The organism is Pseudaquabacterium pictum (assembly GCF_005403045.1).
GTDB lineage: Bacteria > Pseudomonadota > Gammaproteobacteria > Burkholderiales > Burkholderiaceae_C > Pseudaquabacterium > Pseudaquabacterium pictum.
Map to the genome: position 1 here is coordinate 225760 of NZ_BJCL01000008.1, position 18076 is coordinate 243835.

Genomic DNA, 18076 nt, shown 5'->3' on the forward strand with positions numbered 1-18076 from the left:
ATGGCCGCAGCAGAACTGATCCTCGACGCGCGCGACATCCACGCCTGGTACGGCAGCAGCCATGTGCTGCACGGCGTGCAGCTGCAGGTGGCCAGGGGCGAGACGGTGGGCCTGCTGGGCCGCAACGGCATGGGCAAGAGCACGCTGATCCGCAGCCTGCTGGGCCATGTGGCGCAGCGCGACGGGCAGATCCACCTGTTCGGCCGCGATGTGTCACGCGCCAAGCCGCACGAGGTGGCCCGCCTGGGCGTGGCCTATGTGCCCGAGGGCCGTGGCATCTTCCCCAACCTGAGCGTGCGCGAGAACCTGGTGATGGCCGCCCGCCCGGGCCGCGATGGCCAGCAGGACTGGACCCTGGAGCGCGTGCTGGCCACCTTCCCGCGGCTGGCCGAGCGCCTGGGCAACCTGGGCGCGCAGCTGTCGGGCGGCGAGCAGCAGATGCTGTCGATCGGCCGCGCGCTGATGACGCACCCGTCGCTGATCATCCTGGACGAGGCCACCGAAGGCCTGGCACCGCTGATCGTGGCCGAGATCTGGCGGGTGATCGGCGAGATCCGCGCCGCCGGCATCGCCACGCTGATCGTCGACCGCGACTACCGCAAGGTGCTGGCGCGCAGCGACCGTGCGCTGGTGCTGCAGAAGGGCCAGGCGGTGCTGCACGGCGCCGCCGACGAGGTGGCGACCAGCCCGGCGCTGGCGGGCTTTCTCGGCGTCTGAGCCTGCCCGGGCCACGCGCCGCGATCTGACCAGCCATCCTCAGGGTTGGGGATCCGTGTCGGCCGTTCGGCCGATGGGCGGCCGGGTGGCTGCAACCTATGGTCACGGGCCATGAACAAGCGCATCCCGCGGCTTGTCCTGCATCCCGGAGCCCCCGCACATGGCAGACCTTCTTCGCACCGCGGCCCCCCGCGGCCTGGCGCCGCTGTGCCTCACCCTGTGCCGCTGGCTGCTGGCCGCGTGCGTGCTGGGCCTGGCCGGTTGTGGTGGTGGCGGCGACAGCAGCGAACCAGCCGCCACCACCACCGCGCCCACGCCCCCTGCCCCACCCGCCAGCGCCGCAGCACTGGCCTGGGATGGCGCGCAAGCCACCTGGGACAACGTCGTCTGGCAATGACGCCTCTTCACGCACCGAGCACCTCCACCATGAAACTACACGCCTTTGCCGCGGCCGTCGCCGCCATCAGCCTCACCCTGGCCGGCGCTGCCAGCGCCCAGGTCACCGTGCCCAACACCTTTGTGGCCGGTGCCCCGGCCCGCGCAGCAGACGTCAACGCGAACTTCCAGGCCCTGGCCACGGCCATCAACAGCCTGGCGGCGCGCGTGGCCAAGACCGAAGGCCAGCTGGTGGCCGCCGACCTGGCAGGCAGCTACACGCTGTCGCGCTTCCAGACCGAGATGGGCACCGGCACCAACAGCGGCTGGGTGGCCAGCTATGTCAGCGGCGGCACGCTGACGCTGGCGGCCAACGGCTCGGCCACGCTCAGCGGCATGACCGAGTCCGGCAGCCAGGTCGACTTCCCCAGCGGCACGCGCCGGGCGCTCAACCGCACCGACGCGCCTGCCAGCTTCAGCTGGTCGCTGTCTGGCGGCAAGGTGGTGCTGCCCGATGGCGGCAGCTTGTCGGTGGCCGACGGCGGCCGCCTGCTGATCAGCACCAGCGCCAACACCGCCGACGGCACGACCGTGCTGCTGCTGTTCGTCCGCAGCAATTGAGCGCAGGCGCCGGGCTGTCAGGCGGCCGGGCTCGGCAGCACCGGCAGGCGCCAGCCCAGGCCGGCCACGGCCACGACCGCCTGCGTTCGCGTGCGCACCCCCAGCCTGCGGAAGATGGCCTCCAGATGGGTCTTCACGGTCGAGTCCGAAATCACCAACTGGCGGCCGATCAGCTTGTTGCTCCGGCCCTGCACCAGCAGGGCCAGCACCTGTTCCTGGCGCGGCGTCAGGCCCGTGGCCTGTGGCTGCTCGGGCAGCTCGACCAGCGGCTGGGGCAGGTAGACACCGCCGTCGAGCACCCGCTGCAGGGCCACCCGCATCACCTGGCTGCGCGCTGTCTTCGGGATGAAGCCGGCCGCGCCGGCGTCGATGGCCTGCAGCACCGTGGCGGGCGATGCATCGGCCGAGACCACGATCACGGCCGCCTGCGGGACATGCTGGCGGAAGGTGGCCAGCGTCTGCGCAGGCGTGCTGTCGGGCAGGTGCAGGTCGAGGAAGGCCAGCTGCAGGTCGGGGTGCTGCTGCGCCAGTTGCCGGGCCTCGGCCAGGCTGCCTGCCTCCAGCAACTGCAGCTGGGGAAAGTGGTGGGCCACCAGCAAGGCCAAGCCATCACGGAACAGTCCGTGGTCATCCACCAGCATGGTCTTCATCGCCGCATCCGTTGTCCCCACTGTCGCGGCCGGTGTCGCGCGCTTGTGATGGCCAGACAGTACCATCCGGTCGATGCGCAGCGCATCGGGTGAAGCGGCCGCTGGCGGCCCGGCGCCCGCTGAAGCCAGGCTGCAGCTGGAGCAGCTTCGGCTGACCTGCCACCAGGCGGCCCACTTTCCCTTGCCAGTGGTGGCGGTCGATGCCCTCCTGGCCTGGCTGCAGTGGCGCGAGGGCATGCCGGCCCTGGCCGGCGCCTGGTTGGCGATGCGGCTGCTGCTGCAAGCGGGTCTGAGCTGGTACGTGCGGGCGCTGCAGCGCCGGCTGGACGCCAACACGCCCGGGCCGGCTGGCTGGCACCATGCGCAGCGGGTGCTGGCCTGGCAATTCGGCCTGATGGGGGCCTCGCGGGCCCTGCTGGTACCGGCGCTGTTCGGCGCCACGCCCGGTGAGTCGCAGTACATCTTCACCATGGTGTGCATGGGCCTGGCCGCGGCCGGCGTCGGCAATGTGGGCGGCCAGGTGCGGGTGTATGCCGCCTTTGCCCTGCCGCTGGGTGCGGCGCTGGCCGCGGGCTGGGTGCTGCAGGGCGGCGAGGTGCCGGTCATGGTCGGCGTGCTCACGCTGGCCGCGGTGGCTTTCCTGCTGAGCTTTGTGCGCGAGCAGGCGCGGTCGATGCGACAGGTCTATGCCCTGCTCGAGGAGCGCGAGCAGTTGGCCGCCAGCCTGCACCTGGAGCACCAGCGGGCGCAGGACGCGCTAGCGGCCCGCTCGCGCTTCATCGCCTCGGCCAGCCATGACCTGCGACAGCCCGTCACCACCATCGGGCTGCTGGTCGGGCTGATGACCGACAGCACGGCGGATCCCTCGTCGCAGGCCATGCTGGCCCGGGTCGCCCGGTCGGTGGGGGCGCTGGAACACCTGTTGCGCGGCCTGCTCGACCTGTCGCGGCTGGAATCCGGCACGGTCAGCCCGGTGATGCGCCCCGTCCCGCTGGCCGCACTCTTTGCCCAGTTGCAGGCGCACGTCGAGCCCGGCGCGCGCACCAAGGGCCTGCGGCTGCGGTGGCGCGGTGACAACCTGTGCGTGCACAGCGACCCGGTGCTGCTGCACCAGATGCTGCAGAACCTGCTGGACAACGCGCTGCAGCACACGCAGCGCGGCGGCATCCTGGTCAGTGCACGGCGCCGGGGCGCCGCGGGTGTGCTGCTGGAGGTGCGCGACACCGGCTGCGGGATCGCGGCGCAGGACCAGCGGCGGGTCTTCGAGGAGTTCGTGCAGCTGGGCCAGTCGCGGCCGGATGGACGCGGTGGCCTGGGACTGGGCCTGGCCATCGTCCAGCGCAATGCCGACCTGCTGGGCCACCGGCTCACCCTGCGCTCGCAGCCAGGCCGAGGCAGTTGCTTCGGCATCGCACTGGCGCTGGCCACCACGCCATCGGCCGTGGGCGCCGACGCTGGCGCCGGGCTGGATGGCAGCCTGGATGGCAGCCCGCCGGCAGCCACGCCGCCCGGCCCGGGTGTGCTGGCCGGCATGGTGCTGTGGCTGCTGGAGGACGATGCCACGGTCCGCGCCGCACTGGCGGCACGGCTGTCGGCGTGGGGCGCGCAGGTGCAGCCGTTCGGCCAGCTGGCGGAGCTGCACGCCGCGCTCGACCAGGCGCAGCCGGTGCCACACGGGCTGCTCACGGACCACCGGTTGCCCGACGGCAGTGGCCTGGATGCCATCGACGCGGTGCGCAGCCGGCATGGTCTGGTGCCTGCGCTGGTCCTCACCGGTGACACCGGCCGCGACGAGCTGATGCGGTTCAAGACGCGTGGTGCGCCAGTGCTGCACAAGCCATTCCGGCAGGACGAGCTGCTGGCGCGCGTGGCATCGTGGCGGCAGTCTGCCTGAGGTGGCGCCTCAGGCAGAGCGATGTCGACCAGGGCCGGGTGATGGGCGCCGCCGCGGTGGCGCGGCTGCAGAGCGATGCCACGGTCCAGGCCCAGCTGGCAATGGCGCGGCAAGAGGTGACCGAGACCCGCACCAAGGGTGCCAAGTCGCCGCTGAACTGCGCGGCGGAGAAGGCGGTGCTCGGGCGGTGAGCAGGTCTCCTTTGGGCTCTTTGCGGAAGTCCCCGACTTGCCACGTTCGGCGCGAGGCCGAGGCCAGCGGGGGACATGGAGCAAAGCAGGCCCTCCCGGCCCGGCGCGATCGCGCAGAACCAAACGTCCGCTACGAGCCCAGAGCAGCCCTCACCCCCGCGCCAACACCGGCGCCAACGCCCGCCCGGTGTGCGTCCCGCGCTCCACCAGCGTCTCGGGCGTGCCGGTGCACACCACCGTGCCACCTGCATTGCCGCCCTCCGGGCCCAGGTCGATGACCCAGTCGGCCTCGGCGATCACGTCCAGGTCGTGCTCGATCACCACCACGCTGTGGCCGCCGGCCACCAGGCGGTGCAGCACGGCGATCAGCCGCTCCACATCGGCCATGTGCAGGCCCACCGTGGGCTCGTCCAGCACGTACAGCGTGTGCGGCGTCTTCTGGCCGCGGCGGGTGACGTCGTCGCGCACCTTGCTCAGCTCGGTCACCAGCTTGATGCGCTGAGCTTCACCACCGCTCAGCGTCGGGCTGGGCTGGCCCAGCGTCAGGTAGCCCAGGCCCACGTCCTTCAGCAGCTGCAGCGGGTAGGCGATGTTGGGCATGCTGGCGAAGAACTCCACCGCCTCGTCCACCTCCATGCGCAGCACGTCGCCGATGCTCTTGCCGCGCCAGCTCACCGCCAGCGTCTCGGGGTTGAAGCGCTGGCCGTGGCACTGGTCGCAAGGCACCTTCACATCGGGCAGGAAGCTCATCTCGATGGTGCGCATCCCCTGGCCCTCGCAGGCCGGGCAGCGGCCGTCGCCGGTGTTGAAGCTGAAGCGCGCCGCCGCATAGCCACGCGCCTTGGCCTCCAGCGTCTCGGTGAACAGCTTGCGGATGGTGTCCCAGAAGCCGATGTAGGTGGCCGGGCAGCTGCGCGGCGTCTTGCCGATCGGCGTCTGGTCGACTTCCAGCACCCGGTCGATCGGCATGAAGCCGCTGATGCCGGTGCAACCCGTCAGCGGCGGCAGCTGGCCCGCGGCCAGCGCATCGCGTCCGGCCTTGCTGACCTTGGTGGCCACGATGGCCTGCACGTTCGCCAGCAGCACATCACGCGCCAGCGTGCTCTTGCCCGAGCCGCTGACGCCCGTCACCGCCACCAGGCGTTGCAGCGGCACCTGGATGTCGACGTTCTTCAGGTTGTGCAGATGCGCGCCGGTCAGCGCCAGGTGGTCGACCGCCCGGTTGACCTTGCGCCGTGGCTGCAGCGGGTGATTCAGCGGATGGGCCAGGAAACGGCCGGTCAGTGAATCGGGGTTCTTTGCCAGATCGGCCGCCACACCCTGGGCGATGACGGTGCCGCCGCGCTTGCCGGCACCGGGGCCGATGTCGATGATGTGGTCGGCCCGGCGGATGGTGTCCTCGTCATGCTCCACCACCACCAGGGTGTTGCCCTGCTCGCTGAGCCGGCCCAGCGCCTTCAGCAGGATGGCGTTGTCACGCGGATGCAGGCCGATGGTGGGCTCGTCCAGCACGTAGCACACGCCCTGCAGGTTGCTGCCCAGCTGCGCGGCGAGGCGGATGCGCTGCGCCTCGCCGCCGCTCAGCGTGGGCGCGGCGCGGTCCAGCGTCAGGTAGCCCAGGCCCACTTCTTCGAGGAATTCCAATCGGCTGCGGATCTCGCTGACCACGTCACGCGCGATGGCCGCATCACGGCCTTCCAGTGCCAGCGCGGCGCTCCACTGCCGTGCCTCGTCCACCGCCCAGCCGGCCACCGCGGTGATGGTGTGGCCATCGAAGCGGATGTTGCGGGAGATCGGGTTCAGCCGCGTGCCGTGGCAATCGGGGCACGGCTCGCCGCTGAGGCCTTCCACCTCGGGCTCGTCGGACGGGAAGCTCTGCTCGCGACCCTTCTGGTCATCGTCCCTGACCGAGTCATCCAGCGCCTTGCGTTGCTCGCGGGTCAGCGTCAGCCCGGTGCCGACGCAGCCGGTGCACCAGCCATGCTTGCTGTTGTAGCTGAACATGCGCGGGTCCAGCTCGGGGTAGCTGGTGCCGCACTGCGGACAGGCGCGCTTGGTCGAGAACACCTTCAGCGTGCCGATGTGGGCGGTGCTGCCACCGCCTTCCATCGCTGCGGCCAGACCGTCCAGCGGCGTCAGCAGGTGCAGCACGCCCTTGCCCACGTCCAGCGCCTTGGCCAGCAGTTCGCGCAGTTCCGCTTCATTCGATGCCGACACCACCAGGTCACCCACCGGCAGCTCCAGCGTGTGTTCCTTGAAGCGGTCCAGCCGCGGCCAGGGGTCGACCTTGACGAACTCGCCATCCACCCGCAGGTGGGTGTGGCCGCGGGCCTTGGCCCACTTGGCCAGATCGGTGTAGACGCCCTTGCGGTTGACCACCAGCGGCGCCAGCAGGCCCACATGCTGGCCCCTGTGCTCCTTCAGCAGCTGCGCCGCGATGCTCTCCACGCTCTGCGGCCGCACCTCGGCGCCGTCGTGCACGCAACGCTGGGTGCCCAGCTTCACCCACAGCAGGCGCAGGAAGTGCCACACCTCGGTGGTGGTGGCCACGGTGCTCTTGCGGCCGCCGCGGCTCAGCCGCTGCTCGATGGCCACCGTGGGCGGAATGCCGTACACCGCATCCACCTCCGGCCGGCCGGCCGGCTGCACGATGCTGCGGGCGTAGGCGTTCAGGCTTTCCAGGTAGCGGCGCTGGCCCTCGTTGAACAGGATGTCGAAGGCCAGCGTGCTCTTGCCCGAACCCGACACGCCGGTGACCACGGTGAACTTGTCGCGCGGGATGTCGACGTTCAGGCTCTTCAGGTTGTGCTCGCGGGCGTTGACGATGCGGATGTCGTTGCCCGCCGCCTGCTTGGCCGCATCCCGCCGGGCCTTGGCCACCAGCTGCAGCGGCCGGCCTTCCTCGGCCGTCAGGCTGATGCCCAGCGCGGTGTCGTACTCGCGCAGCGCCTTGCCGGTGTGGGATGTCGGATGCGCCTTCACATCCTCCGGCGTGCCGGCGCACACCAGCTGGCCGCCGGCATCGCCGCCCTCGGGGCCCAGGTCGACGATCCAGTCGGCGCTGCGGATCACGTCCAGGTTGTGCTCGATGACGATCAGCGAGTGGCCCGCGTCCAGCAGCTTGCGCAGGCTGCGCATCAGCTTGGCGATGTCGTCGAAGTGCAGGCCGGTGGTGGGCTCGTCGAACAGGAACAGCGTGCCCTTCTTGGCCGCCGGCTGGCGCGGCCCGGCCGCGGCCTCGGCCAGGAAGCCGGCCAGCTTCAGCCGCTGGGCCTCGCCGCCGCTGAGCGTGGGCACCGGCTGGCCCAGGCGCACATAGTCCAGGCCCACGTCGACGATGGGCTGCAGCCGCGCCGTCACAGCCGGGTCGCCGCTGAAGACCACGCAGGCCTCGCTGACGGTGAGCTCCAGCACGTCGGCCACGCTGAGCTGGTAGGCACCGCGGATCAGCTTCACCTCCAGCAGCTCGGCGCGGAAGCGCTTGCCGTCGCAATCGGGGCAGCGCAGGTACACGTCCGACAGGAACTGCATCTCCACATGCTCGAAGCCGCTGCCGCCGCAGGTGGGGCAGCGCCCATCGCCGGCGTTGAAGCTGAACATGCCCGCGCTGTAGTGCCGCTCCACCGCCAGCGGCGCCAGGGCGAACAGCTTGCGGATCTCGTCGAAGGCACCCACGTAGCTGGCCGGGTTGCTGCGCGCCGTCTTGCCGATGGGCGACTGGTCGACAAACACCGCATCGGCCAGCCAGTCCATGCCCAGCAGCGCCTGGTGTGCGCCGGCGCCCTCGGTGGGCTTGCCGAAGTGGCGCTGCAGGGCCGGCACCAGCACGTCCTGCACCAGGGTGCTCTTGCCGGAGCCGCTGACGCCGGTGACCACGGTCAACCGCTGCAGCGGAAAGCTGACTTCGATGTTCTGCAGGTTGTGCTCGGTCACGCCCTGCAGGATCAGCTTGGGCGTGGCCTCGTTGACGAAGCGACGCAGGCCGATACCCACATGCTTGCGCGCGCCCAGGTAGGCACCGGTCAGCGTGTCGGCGTTGCGCGCCGCATCGGGCGTGCCGTCGAAGACGATCTGGCCGCCCCGCTCGCCCGGTCCCGGGCCCATGTCGATCAGCCGGTCGGCGGCCAGCATCACCGCCGGGTCGTGTTCGACGACGACCAGCGTGTTGCCGGCATCACGCAGCCGGTGCATGGCCTCGACGATGCGGTTCATGTCCCGCGGATGCAGGCCGATGCTGGGCTCGTCCAGCACGAACAGCGTGTTGACCAGGCTGGTGCCCAGCGCGGTGGTGAGGTTGATGCGCTGCACCTCACCGCCACTGAGCGTGCGGCTTTGCCGGTCCAGCGTCAGGTAGCCCAGGCCCACGTCGCACAGGTAGCGCAGCCGCGTGCGCATCTCGTCGAGCAGCAGCTTCAGCGCTTCGTCCAGCATGGTGCTGGGCAGCGTCAACCCATCGAAGAAACGCCGCAGCCGCTCGATCGGCAGCAGCATCAGGTCATGCAGGCTGAGGCCGGGCAGCGCCTCCAGCTGCGCGCGGCTCCAGGCCACGCCCACCGGCAGCATGCGCTTCTCAGGCGCCATCACCGCATCGGCCGCCGCCTTGTCGCCCATGCGCCAGAGCAGCGCCTCGGTCTTCAGCCGTGCACCGCCGCAGGTGCCGCAGGGGGTGTAGCTGCGGTACTTGCTCAAGAGCACACGGATGTGCATCTTGTAGGCCTTGCTCTCCAGGTAACCGAAGAAGCGCCGCACGCCGTACCACTGCTTGTTCCAGTTGCCCGAGAAGCTGGGGTTGCCCTCGATCACCCAGTCCCGCTGGGCCGGGCTGAGCTGCGCCCAGGCGGTGTCGCGCGGGATGCCGGCCTCGCCGGCGTACTTCAGCAGGTCGTCCTGGCACTCCTTCCATGCCGGCGTCTGCAGCGGCTTGATGGCGCCGTTGCGCAGGGTCTTGCGGTGGTCGGGGATCACCAGGCCCATGTCGACGCCGATGACCCGGCCGAAGCCGCGGCAGGCCTCGCAGGCGCCGAAGGCCGAGTTGAAGCTGAACAGCGCCGGCTGCGGATCGGCATAGCGCAGGTCGCTGTCGGGGCAGTGCAGGCCGGTGGAATAGCGCCACAGCACCGGCTCGGCCTCACCCTCGCCCAACGCATAGACGTTGACCCGGCCGCTGCCGCGCTTCAACCCCAGTTCGATCGCCTCGACCACGCGGATCTTGTCGGCGCCGGCGATGCGCAGCCTGTCTGCAACGACATCCAGCACCTTGCGGTCATTCACCGTGCGCTCGGCCTGCACCCGGGTGAAGCCGCTGGCCGACAGCCACTGCTCCACCTCGGCCGGTGTCACCGTGGCCGGCAGTTCCACCGGGAAGGTGATGACCAGGCGCGGGTCCCCTGCGGCGGCAGCCTTGGCCAGCAGGTCGGCGTGGATGGTTTCCGGCGTGTCGTGCCGCACGGCCTGCGCGGTCTGCTTGTCGAACAGCTGGGCGGCGCGGGCGAACAGCAGCTTCAGGTGGTCGTTCAGCTCGGTCATCGTCCCGACCGTGGAGCGTGAGGTGCGCACCGGGTTGGTCTGGTCGATGGCGATGGCCGGCGGCACGCCGTCCACCCGGTCGACCGCGGGGCGGTCCATGCGGTCGAGGAACTGGCGGGCGTAGGCGCTGAAGGTCTCGACATAACGCCGCTGGCCCTCGGCATACAGCGTGTCGAACACCAGGCTGCTCTTGCCCGAGCCGCTGGGCCCGGTCACCACCGTCAGCTCGCCGGTGTGGATGTCCAGGTCCAGGTTCTTGAGGTTGTGCTGCCGCGCGCCGCGGATGCGGATCAGCCCGGTGGTGGGCCCGGCCGACAGGCCTTCGGTGTCATCCCCCTGTGGCGGAACCAAGGCGCCTGCAGGCGGGTCGACGGGACGGTTCATGCAGCAGGCTCCGGGAGGCAAGGCCCAGCATTCTAGGGACCGGACCCCGCCCGGGACGACCCAAGGGCATGCCGATGCAACCCGGCGCGCGCCGGCTCCTGACAGCGCGGTGTCAGGAGGTCATTGCGTGGTGACGATGGTGACGCGGCGGTTTTCCTGCGCCTCGGGCTGGCCGGGGTTCAGCAGCTCGGTGCTGCCCTTGCCCACCGGCTGGATGCGGTCGGGCAGGACGCCCAGCTTGGTCGTCAGGTAGCTGGCCACGCTCTGCGCCCGCTCTTCCGACAGCTTCAGGTTGTACTCCAGCCCGCCGCGCGGATCGGCATGGCCCTCGATGCGGAAGGCGAAGCCCGCCAGCTTGTCCGACTGCAGCGCCTTGGCCACCGTCTCCAGCACCTTGATGGTTTCGGGCGTCAGCTCGGCCGAGCCGGTGGCGAAGGTGATCAGCAGATTGGCCTTGCCCGGCGCCGCCGGCTTGGCCGGGCCGGCCTTGGCCGGCTGGAAGGTGGAGCCGCCGGGCCGGGTGGCCGGCCGGAAGCCGCGGGTGGCGCCGCTGGCAGCCTCGGCCGGCTCGGGCACGTCGATGGCCAGGGCGTCGACCAAGGCGTCTTCGGTCACCTGGCTGGTCTTCAGCACCGGGGCGGGCGCGGTGGCCTGGGCCCAGGCCGGTGTCACGGCAGCACCTGCCAGCGCCAGAACCAGCGCCTGACCCAGGGCAAACCGGGACCAGAGGGGGGCAGCAATGTGCATCACAGGCTCCTTCGCTTGCGTCAACGGACGTCCAATTGTCGCTGCTCGAACAGGTAGTCGGCGCCGGGCTCGTGGCCGCCACCGCGGCTGGCACCGTACTGCGGCCGCTGCGGCAGCTTGCGCGCCACGGCGAAGCGCACCTGCTCGAACAGGTTGCTGCCGGGCTTCCAGCCGCCCACCTGCTGCAGCGACTGCATCAGGTTCCAGGCGAACGGCGAGTGGCCGTTGGAGCCGGCATCGAACACGGGCTCGTTGCCGCCCGAGGTCATCACCACCACCGCCCGCTTGGCCAGCAGGCCGCTGGCGTCGGGCGTGGTGGCCACGCCGCGGATGCGCTCGCCCGACACCAGGCTGCCCGAGTAGCAGCTGTCGGACACCATCGCCAGCTGCTGGGCCGGCAGCTGGCGCAGCAGGCGGTCGATGTCGGCGTTGGAGATCCAGGTCTCGGGCCGGGCGGCATCGGCGTCGGACGGCTGCCAGTAGCCCAGGCCGGTCTTCTCGACCCGCTCGCCATGGCCGGCGTAGTACACCACCACCGAGTCGTTCGGGCCCACCTGCGCGGCCAGCTGGTTCAGCACCCGGAAGATCGTGGCCTTGCCGGGGTTCTCCAGCACCACCGTCTCGTAGCCCAGGTTCTGCGCCAGCGTGCTGGACATGGCGCGCACGTCGTTCACCGCATTGGCCAGCTTGGGGATGCGGCCATCCAGGTAGTTGTCGACGCCGATCAGCACCGCAATCTTGCGCTGGATCTGCGGCACCGCGGCACGGGCCACGTTGCGCCGCTGCGGCAGGTTGACCTGCAGATCGGCCGGCAGCGGCTGCACCCGCAGCGCCGCCGTTGCGGGCCGCGCCGGCACGGCCGCCACCGCCGGCGCCGCGGCGGGTGCAGCGGCAGGGGCCGGGGCGGGTGCAGCCGGCGCCGTGGGCGCAGCGGTGGTGGGCGCCGTGATCGGCGCACGCTCGACCACCCGGGCATTGGAGATGTCCAGCCCCACGCCCAGCGGCTTGACCACCAGGCACTGGCCGCTGGCGGCCTGCTGGGCCGTGGCACAGCCGGTGGCGTCGGCCGCCGCGGGGTTGCCTTCTAGCTCGGCCAGGGCGTCGCGGAACACCGTCTTCTTGTAGGCGTCCCGCGCGGCCAGCACCGAGGCCACGGTGGCGCTGGGCAGGTTGTCCAGGTCCAGCGTGCCGAAGCTGCCGCTGCGGCCGTCGCCCTGCAGGCCGGGCACGGCATCCAGCGCCCGACCAGAGCCGGCCGAGCTGCCCTGCGGTGTGGTCAGCACCGCCGCCACCGCACCCAGGGTCACCAGGGTGTTCACCGGTTCCTGGGCGGCGGGCGGTTCCACGGGCGGCAGGTTGATGGCCAGCGCAGTCGCATTGGAGGGCGCCTGGGTGAAGACATAGTTCCGCGCCGTCAGCCCGCTGCCGTTGATGGCGTACAGCCCGGGCTCGGATTCGGTGGTGGCGGTGGTCTGGAACTTCAACTCGCCCAGGGTGGCGGTGGCCAGGGATTCTTCGTTGACGAAGCCCTGCACCGTGCCGGTCAGCGCCGGCAGCGTGGCACCGCGCGTCAGCGACACCGGCGTGGCCGAGTAGCGCAGCGTGGCCGGCGTGATGTCGGCGCTGGTCGTGGCACGGCTGGTGCCCAGTCGGTAGTTGCCGGCATCCAGCCCGCCCAGCGACAGGGCATCGGCCGTCACCAGCTTGGCCGCGCCGACATGGGGGTCACCAAAGCTGGCGCTGCCGCTGGCCACCGTCACCAGATCGCCCTCGAGCACACCCGACAGCGTCCAGCGGGTGATGGCCGCGGCCGTGCCGCCGTCATACACCTTGCTGGCGGCCAGCACCTCGGTGAGGTTCAGCGTGATCGGGGTGACGCTGACCCGCAGCGTCGCAGCATCGAGGGCATAACCGAAGACCGGCGTGCCGTCGCTGGCGATCACCGTGTTGCCCAGGGCGCCCAGGCTGGGCAACAGTGCCTTGGATTCGCCGGCGTTGCGGTCCTGCAGCATCAGGTCACCGGCCAGGGCCTGGCCGTCGCGCAGACCGGTGATACCGAGGCCCAGCGCTGCCAGGTTCACCGCCACGCCGCCATCGTAGGCCTTGGCCAGCACCGATTCGCTGGTGGGCTCCAGGCCCAGCACCGGGGTGGCGGTGAACAGGAAGCCGTTGCCCGGCGCCGCCGGCGCGCTGCTGCCCGGTGTGGCGCCGTATTGCCAGAAGTCGGCGCGCAAGCCGCCGGGCTGGAAGGTGATGCCCTCGCCGTCGTCGGAGTCGAATGCCTCCAGCTGCCAGCGGCCGTTGGGCGCCTGCAGCACCGTGCTGCCGCCCAGATTGATGAAGTTCAGCACCGGCGAACCGGCAGCCTTGCCGGTGATGCGCAGGGCATCGCCGGTGGCGCCGGCAAACAGCAGGGCGTCGCTGCCCAGCGACACGGTGTCGGCAGCGATCTCCAGGCGGCCGCCGGTGGCCAGCACCACGGACGCATCCAGCGCGGGCAACGCAGCGGGCTTGACGCCGGGCACGGTCGACAGCGAGCGCTTACCCGGTACCGCCCGGGCACCCAGGAATTCGCCCTCGAATTCGCCGCCGTCGTCGTCGTCGCCCGGCAGGCCGATGGCCAGGATGTCGGCCCGCACCGACACCAGGGTGTCGGCATCGAACCGGATCTGGGTGCTGGACTCGCCGGACCCGCCGATCGCCACGGTGCGGCCGGCCAGGGCCACGGTGGTCGGGGTGCCGTCGATGGCCGCATCGCCGATGATCAGGTCGCCAGCGGCCAGCAGGCTGAGGCTGCCGCCGGCGGGCGCCCGGATGCGGCCCGACAGCAGCAGGTTGCTGCTGGAGTCCAGCACCAGGCTGCTGCCTGCCGTGGCGTCGATCTCCGCATCGCTGTCGTCCATCAGGATGCCGTAACCCAGGCCCGCGGTCTCGGTCGTCCCGCGGATGGCGACCTCGGCACCGGCCAGCGCGACGAGTTTGCTGCCACTGCCACCCAGGCGCATGCCGATGCGCGGCAGGCCGTCTTCCTCCGCACCGGTGTCGATGGCCGTGCCGCTGAGCAGCAACACGGGCGCGCTGGCGCCTTCCGGGCGTGTGGCGCCCTCCACGCCCACCCGCAGCAGGCTGTTGCGACCGATGTCCACACCGGTGGCGAACACGCCATCGCTGCCGGTCAGCGCGGTGGCCACGCTGCCGGTGATGCGCAGCTCGTCGGTGGCAGCGATGCCACTGTCGGACACCACCACGCCGTGGCGCAGGCTGGCCTCGGTCAGCACCCCGGCATCCACCGTGCCGCGGATGGTGATGCGGCTGCCTTCGAGCTGGCTGCCGTCGGCAATGCGCACACCAGCGGTGTCGGTGAAGCCGACCAGGCTGTGGCCATCGATCTGGATGCGGCCGGTGCCGGCACGCAGGCTGCTGCCGCTGATCGCGACGCCATCGAACACGCTGGTGCCCGACGACGCCACGGCGCCGGTGTTGCCGGCCGCGCAGCCGAAGACCGGGCCGCAAGCCAGGCTGGGGCCGCCCAGGGTGATGTCGCCGCCGGCGGTGGCGATCAGCGAGTCCGTCAGCTTGATGCCGCCGCCAACGCCGCCGGCGTCGCCCAGGCCCACGCTGCCGCTGCCCACGCCGGCCTGCAGGTTGACTGTCAGCGGTGCGTTCAGCGTCTGGATGCTGGAGTTCTCCATCACCAGGCTGCCCGCCGCCTTGAAGGTGAGGCTCACCGCCGCGGTGGGCGCCACGTTGAGGAAGGCGCTGCTGAGCGTGATGTCGCCGCGGCCTTCGCTCTCCGGCCGGTCGGCGGTGGTGATGGTGACGTTGTTGTTGGCGTTTAGCGCCCGGCTGATGGTGAAGGTGCTGAGGGTGGCATCGCTGTCGCTGGTGGTGAAGTCGGGCCCGGCGCTGATGCCGCTGTCGCTGACATCGCTGCTGATGAGCAGGTCGTCGGGGTCGATCAGCCACCGCCCGGCGCGACCAGCGCGGGCGCCGGCATCGACCGCCGCGGGTCGCACATCGATCCAGCCGCCCGAGGTCTCGATGAAGCCGCCGTCGCCGCCCAGCGCGCCGCCGCGGGCGCTGAAGCTGCCGTAGGCGCGGGCCGTCTTGCTGCCCCACAGCACCACCAGGCCGCCGTTGCCGCTGGCCAGCGCATCGGCACGCAGCTGCGCGCCGGCAGCCATGAAGGTGGCGTCGGCATTGCGCCAGGCCGGATCGGCCCCCTGCAGACCGCCACCCACCCGCACCGCGCCGCCGCCGCTGGCGCCGGAGGCATCGGCCAGCGCGCCATCGAGCAGGCCCACCTGGCGGCCCAGCAGGCCGATGCTGCCGCCGACACCGTGGCTGCCCTGGGCGCTGACCGTGCCGCTGGCCAGCAAGGTGCCGCCGCCGGCATCGACGACCACCTGGCCGCCGCTGGCGCCATCCGCGCTGGTGCGGCTTCCAGCCGCCAGCGTGGCACCCTGGCTGGCGCTGACCAGCACCTGGCCGCCCGGGCCGGCGCCCAGGCTGTCGGCCCGCACGATGCCCTGCTGGTTGACCAGCGCGGCCTGCAGGTCGATGCGGCCGCCGGCGGCCGCGAGCGCGCCCAGGTTCAGCACCTCGCCCTGCGGCGCGCTCAGCTGCAGGCCCAGCCGCGGCGTGGCGGTGTCGACCAGGTCGACCCGGGCGCCGGCGGCCAGCAGCACCTGGCCGTCGGGCGCCTCGATCAGGCCCTCGTTGCGCACGCCGCCGGCACCGCCGATCAGCAGGATGCGGCCGCCGCTGGTGCTGCGCAATTCGCCCTGGTTGACCACGCCGGCGCTGAACGAGCCGTCGGCCGCGCCGCCCAGGCTGAAGCGGCCGGTCGCCAGGCCGGCGCGCCAGGCGTTGTCGTCCAGGCGCAGGGTGCTGGCCACCAGGCCGGCCACGTCGATGCGCGCACCGGCGCCGAACAGCACGCCGTTGGGATTGAGCAGCCAGACCTGGCCGTTGCTCGACAGGCTGCCGAAGATGGCCGACGGGTCATGCCCCACCACCCGGTTCAGCACCTTGCTGCTGGCACTGGGCTGCACGAAGCGCACGGCATCCTGGGCGCCGATGGAGAACTGCTGCCAGTTCAGCACCGCGCCGGCGCTGTTGGTGACGGTGAGCTGGCGGCCGCTGGTCTGCAGCGTGGCCTGGCCCTGCATCACCTGCAGGCCGGACGGCAGCACGGGCCCGGCGGCTTGCAAGCTGCCGCCGGCACACAGGCTGGCGGCGGCCAGGGCCAGCGGGCGCAGGGCCCGCAGCCGGGAGGGAATGCAACGGAAGCTGGCGGTCATGGGAAGGTTCCGATCAGAAGCTGGCGGACAACACGACATGGGCGCGCCAGTCGCCGCGCTCGGTGCTGACGGCGTCTTGCATGGCGCGCGCGACATCGGCGCGCAACTGCACCGGGCCCCAGCCCAGGCGCAGGCCGGCACCCACGGCACTGGCGCGGCAGCGGCTGGCGGCCGCGCGGCAGGCGGTGCCGCCCTGGTTGTTGACCTCGCCGGCATCGGCAAAGGCCACCAGGCGCAGGTCGGTGGTGGGCGGCAGCCAATCGGCACCCAGGCGCGGGCTCAGCAGTTCCAGCGACAGCTGCCAGCCGGAGTCGCCGGACAGCTCGCGCTCCTGGTAGCCGCGCACCGATTGCGCGCCGCCCAGGCCGAACTGCTCGCCAGCCACCAGCGCGTCGCCGCTGTGCTGCAGGCTGAAGCGGGCGGCCACGCGGGCCTCGTCCAGCACCGGCATGCTGCCCTGCGCGCCGGCGCGCAGCACGGTGTAGCGGCGCGGTGCGCCAGGGCGCACGGCGTCGAAGTCGGCCTGGTCGCCGTGGCTGCCGCCCAGCGCCAGGTTCTGGGTGACGCCCAGGGTGAACAGCATGGGCGTGGTGCCGCCCTGCTGGGCCGCCCATTCCACCGACAGGGGCTGCACCGACACGCTCTCGCCGGCAGCGCCGCAAGCGCCGGCAGGCAGGCCGGCCACGCTGCAGTCGTTGAGGTAGGCGCGGCTCTCCAGGCCGGTGGTCAGGCGCTGGTCGAATTCGCCCAGGCGCGGCAGGTACCAGACCACCCGCGCACCGGCGATGCGGCCTGCGCCGGCGAAGCTCAGGTCACCGGCGGCGATGGTCTGCGTGCCGCCGTCGACGTTGGAGTAGGCGGCGAACAGGTCGATGGCTGCGCGCAGGCCCGGCAGCGGCCAGCGGTAGCCGGCGCTGGCCACCCGCACCATGCTGGGCTCGGTGGGCGAGGTCTGCAGGTTGATGCTGAACTGGTCGTCATGGCCGGTCAGATCGGCATGCTGCCAGCCCACCGCCAGGCGGTAGCGGCCGGTGCGGGCGTTGCCCGAGTTGTCGAGCGAGGCGCTGAAACGGTGCACCGGCTGCTCGTCGACCTTGACCGTGGCCTGCACCTCGCCGGGCGCGGCGCCCGGGCCCAGCAGCACGGCCATGCTCCGGCCAGGGTTCTCGTTGGCGATCTGCAATTCGGCGTCGATGCGGCGCACCCGCGGCGTGGCGCCTTCCACCAACGAGGGCAGCGCGGCGCGCACCCGCGCCGGGCTGAGCCGCTGGTTGCCCTGCACCAGCACCTGGCCCACCTTGCCCTCGACCACGTTGAGCGTGACCACGCCGTCGTTCACAGGCTGTGGCGGCAGGTAGACCACCACCGCCGCCCAGCCAGCCTGCACATACAGCGCCTGCACCGCCTGGGCGGCCTTCTGCAGATCGGCCAGGCTGCGCGCGCCGGTGTGCGGCGCCAGCGCGGCCTGCACCGCCGCGGTGTCGATCAGGGTGTTGCCTTGCACCTGGAAGCTGCGCACCTGCACCTGCTCGGCGGCAACGGCCTGGGCCTGCGCCGTGGGGTGGGTGGCCAGCCAGGGCAGCGCCACGGCGGCGGCCAGGGCCAGTGCATGCCCGCGTCGCGGTCGGGCCGCGCGGTGGGTCAGGTTCATGGATCCTCCTCGATCTG

Annotated in this window: 10 protein-coding genes; 5 read left to right on the plus strand and 5 right to left on the minus strand. The window is 71.7% G+C overall.

What is annotated here, in order from left to right:
- The 3 genes from FFT10_RS16675 (at nucleotide 1) to FFT10_RS16685 (ending at nucleotide 1713) form a co-directional block, all read left to right on the plus strand.
- The gene (locus FFT10_RS16675; protein ID WP_137733969.1) at nucleotides 1-717 is read left to right on the plus strand and encodes an ABC transporter ATP-binding protein; all 717 of its coding nucleotides are present in this window, start codon (nucleotides 1-3) and stop codon (nucleotides 715-717) included.
- 160 nt (nucleotides 718-877) lie between these two features.
- The gene (locus FFT10_RS16680) at nucleotides 878-1114 is read left to right on the plus strand and encodes a hypothetical protein (RefSeq protein ID WP_137733970.1); all 237 of its coding nucleotides are present in this window, start codon (nucleotides 878-880) and stop codon (nucleotides 1112-1114) included.
- Nucleotides 1115-1143: 29 nt separating this feature from the next.
- Nucleotides 1144-1713 carry a hypothetical protein gene (locus tag FFT10_RS16685; RefSeq protein ID WP_137733971.1) on the plus strand — a complete coding sequence of 190 codons (570 nt, stop codon included), beginning with the start codon at nucleotides 1144-1146 and terminating at the stop codon, nucleotides 1711-1713.
- A gap of 17 nt (nucleotides 1714-1730) precedes the next feature.
- Here FFT10_RS16685 and FFT10_RS16690 read toward each other — a convergent pair whose 3' ends face one another.
- The gene (locus FFT10_RS16690) at nucleotides 1731-2363 is read right to left on the minus strand and encodes a LuxR C-terminal-related transcriptional regulator (RefSeq protein ID WP_162520822.1); all 633 of its coding nucleotides are present in this window, start codon (nucleotides 2361-2363) and stop codon (nucleotides 1731-1733) included.
- Between the two features lie 73 nt (nucleotides 2364-2436).
- Between FFT10_RS16690 and FFT10_RS16695 the strand changes: the two genes are divergently transcribed.
- Together FFT10_RS16695 and FFT10_RS27660 are read left to right on the plus strand one after the other, a co-directional pair.
- Nucleotides 2437-4257, plus strand: coding sequence for an ATP-binding response regulator (locus tag FFT10_RS16695; RefSeq protein ID WP_137733973.1), 1821 nt, complete (start codon nucleotides 2437-2439; stop codon nucleotides 4255-4257).
- A complete protein-coding gene (locus FFT10_RS27660; RefSeq protein ID WP_162520823.1) occupies nucleotides 4239-4448 on the plus strand; it encodes a hypothetical protein in 210 nt (69 codons plus the stop codon). The genes FFT10_RS16695 and FFT10_RS27660 overlap by 19 nt, the downstream gene beginning before the upstream one ends.
- A gap of 150 nt (nucleotides 4449-4598) precedes the next feature.
- Here FFT10_RS27660 and uvrA read toward each other — a convergent pair whose 3' ends face one another.
- From uvrA to FFT10_RS16715, 4 genes are all read right to left on the minus strand, one after another.
- A complete protein-coding gene (uvrA, locus tag FFT10_RS16700; protein ID WP_137733974.1) occupies nucleotides 4599-10358 on the minus strand; it encodes an excinuclease ABC subunit UvrA in 5760 nt (1919 codons plus the stop codon).
- A gap of 120 nt (nucleotides 10359-10478) precedes the next feature.
- Nucleotides 10479-11105 carry an OmpA family protein gene (locus FFT10_RS16705; RefSeq protein ID WP_137733975.1) on the minus strand — a complete coding sequence of 209 codons (627 nt, stop codon included), beginning with the start codon at nucleotides 11103-11105 and terminating at the stop codon, nucleotides 10479-10481.
- Nucleotides 11106-11125: 20 nt separating this feature from the next.
- Nucleotides 11126-16408, minus strand: a complete 5283-nt coding sequence (locus tag FFT10_RS16710) for a two-partner secretion domain-containing protein (protein ID WP_162520824.1) — start codon at nucleotides 16406-16408, stop codon at nucleotides 11126-11128.
- Nucleotides 16409-16421: 13 nt separating this feature from the next.
- A complete protein-coding gene (locus tag FFT10_RS16715) occupies nucleotides 16422-18059 on the minus strand; it encodes a ShlB/FhaC/HecB family hemolysin secretion/activation protein (protein ID WP_162520825.1) in 1638 nt (545 codons plus the stop codon).
- Nucleotides 18060-18076 lie beyond the last annotated feature (17 nt).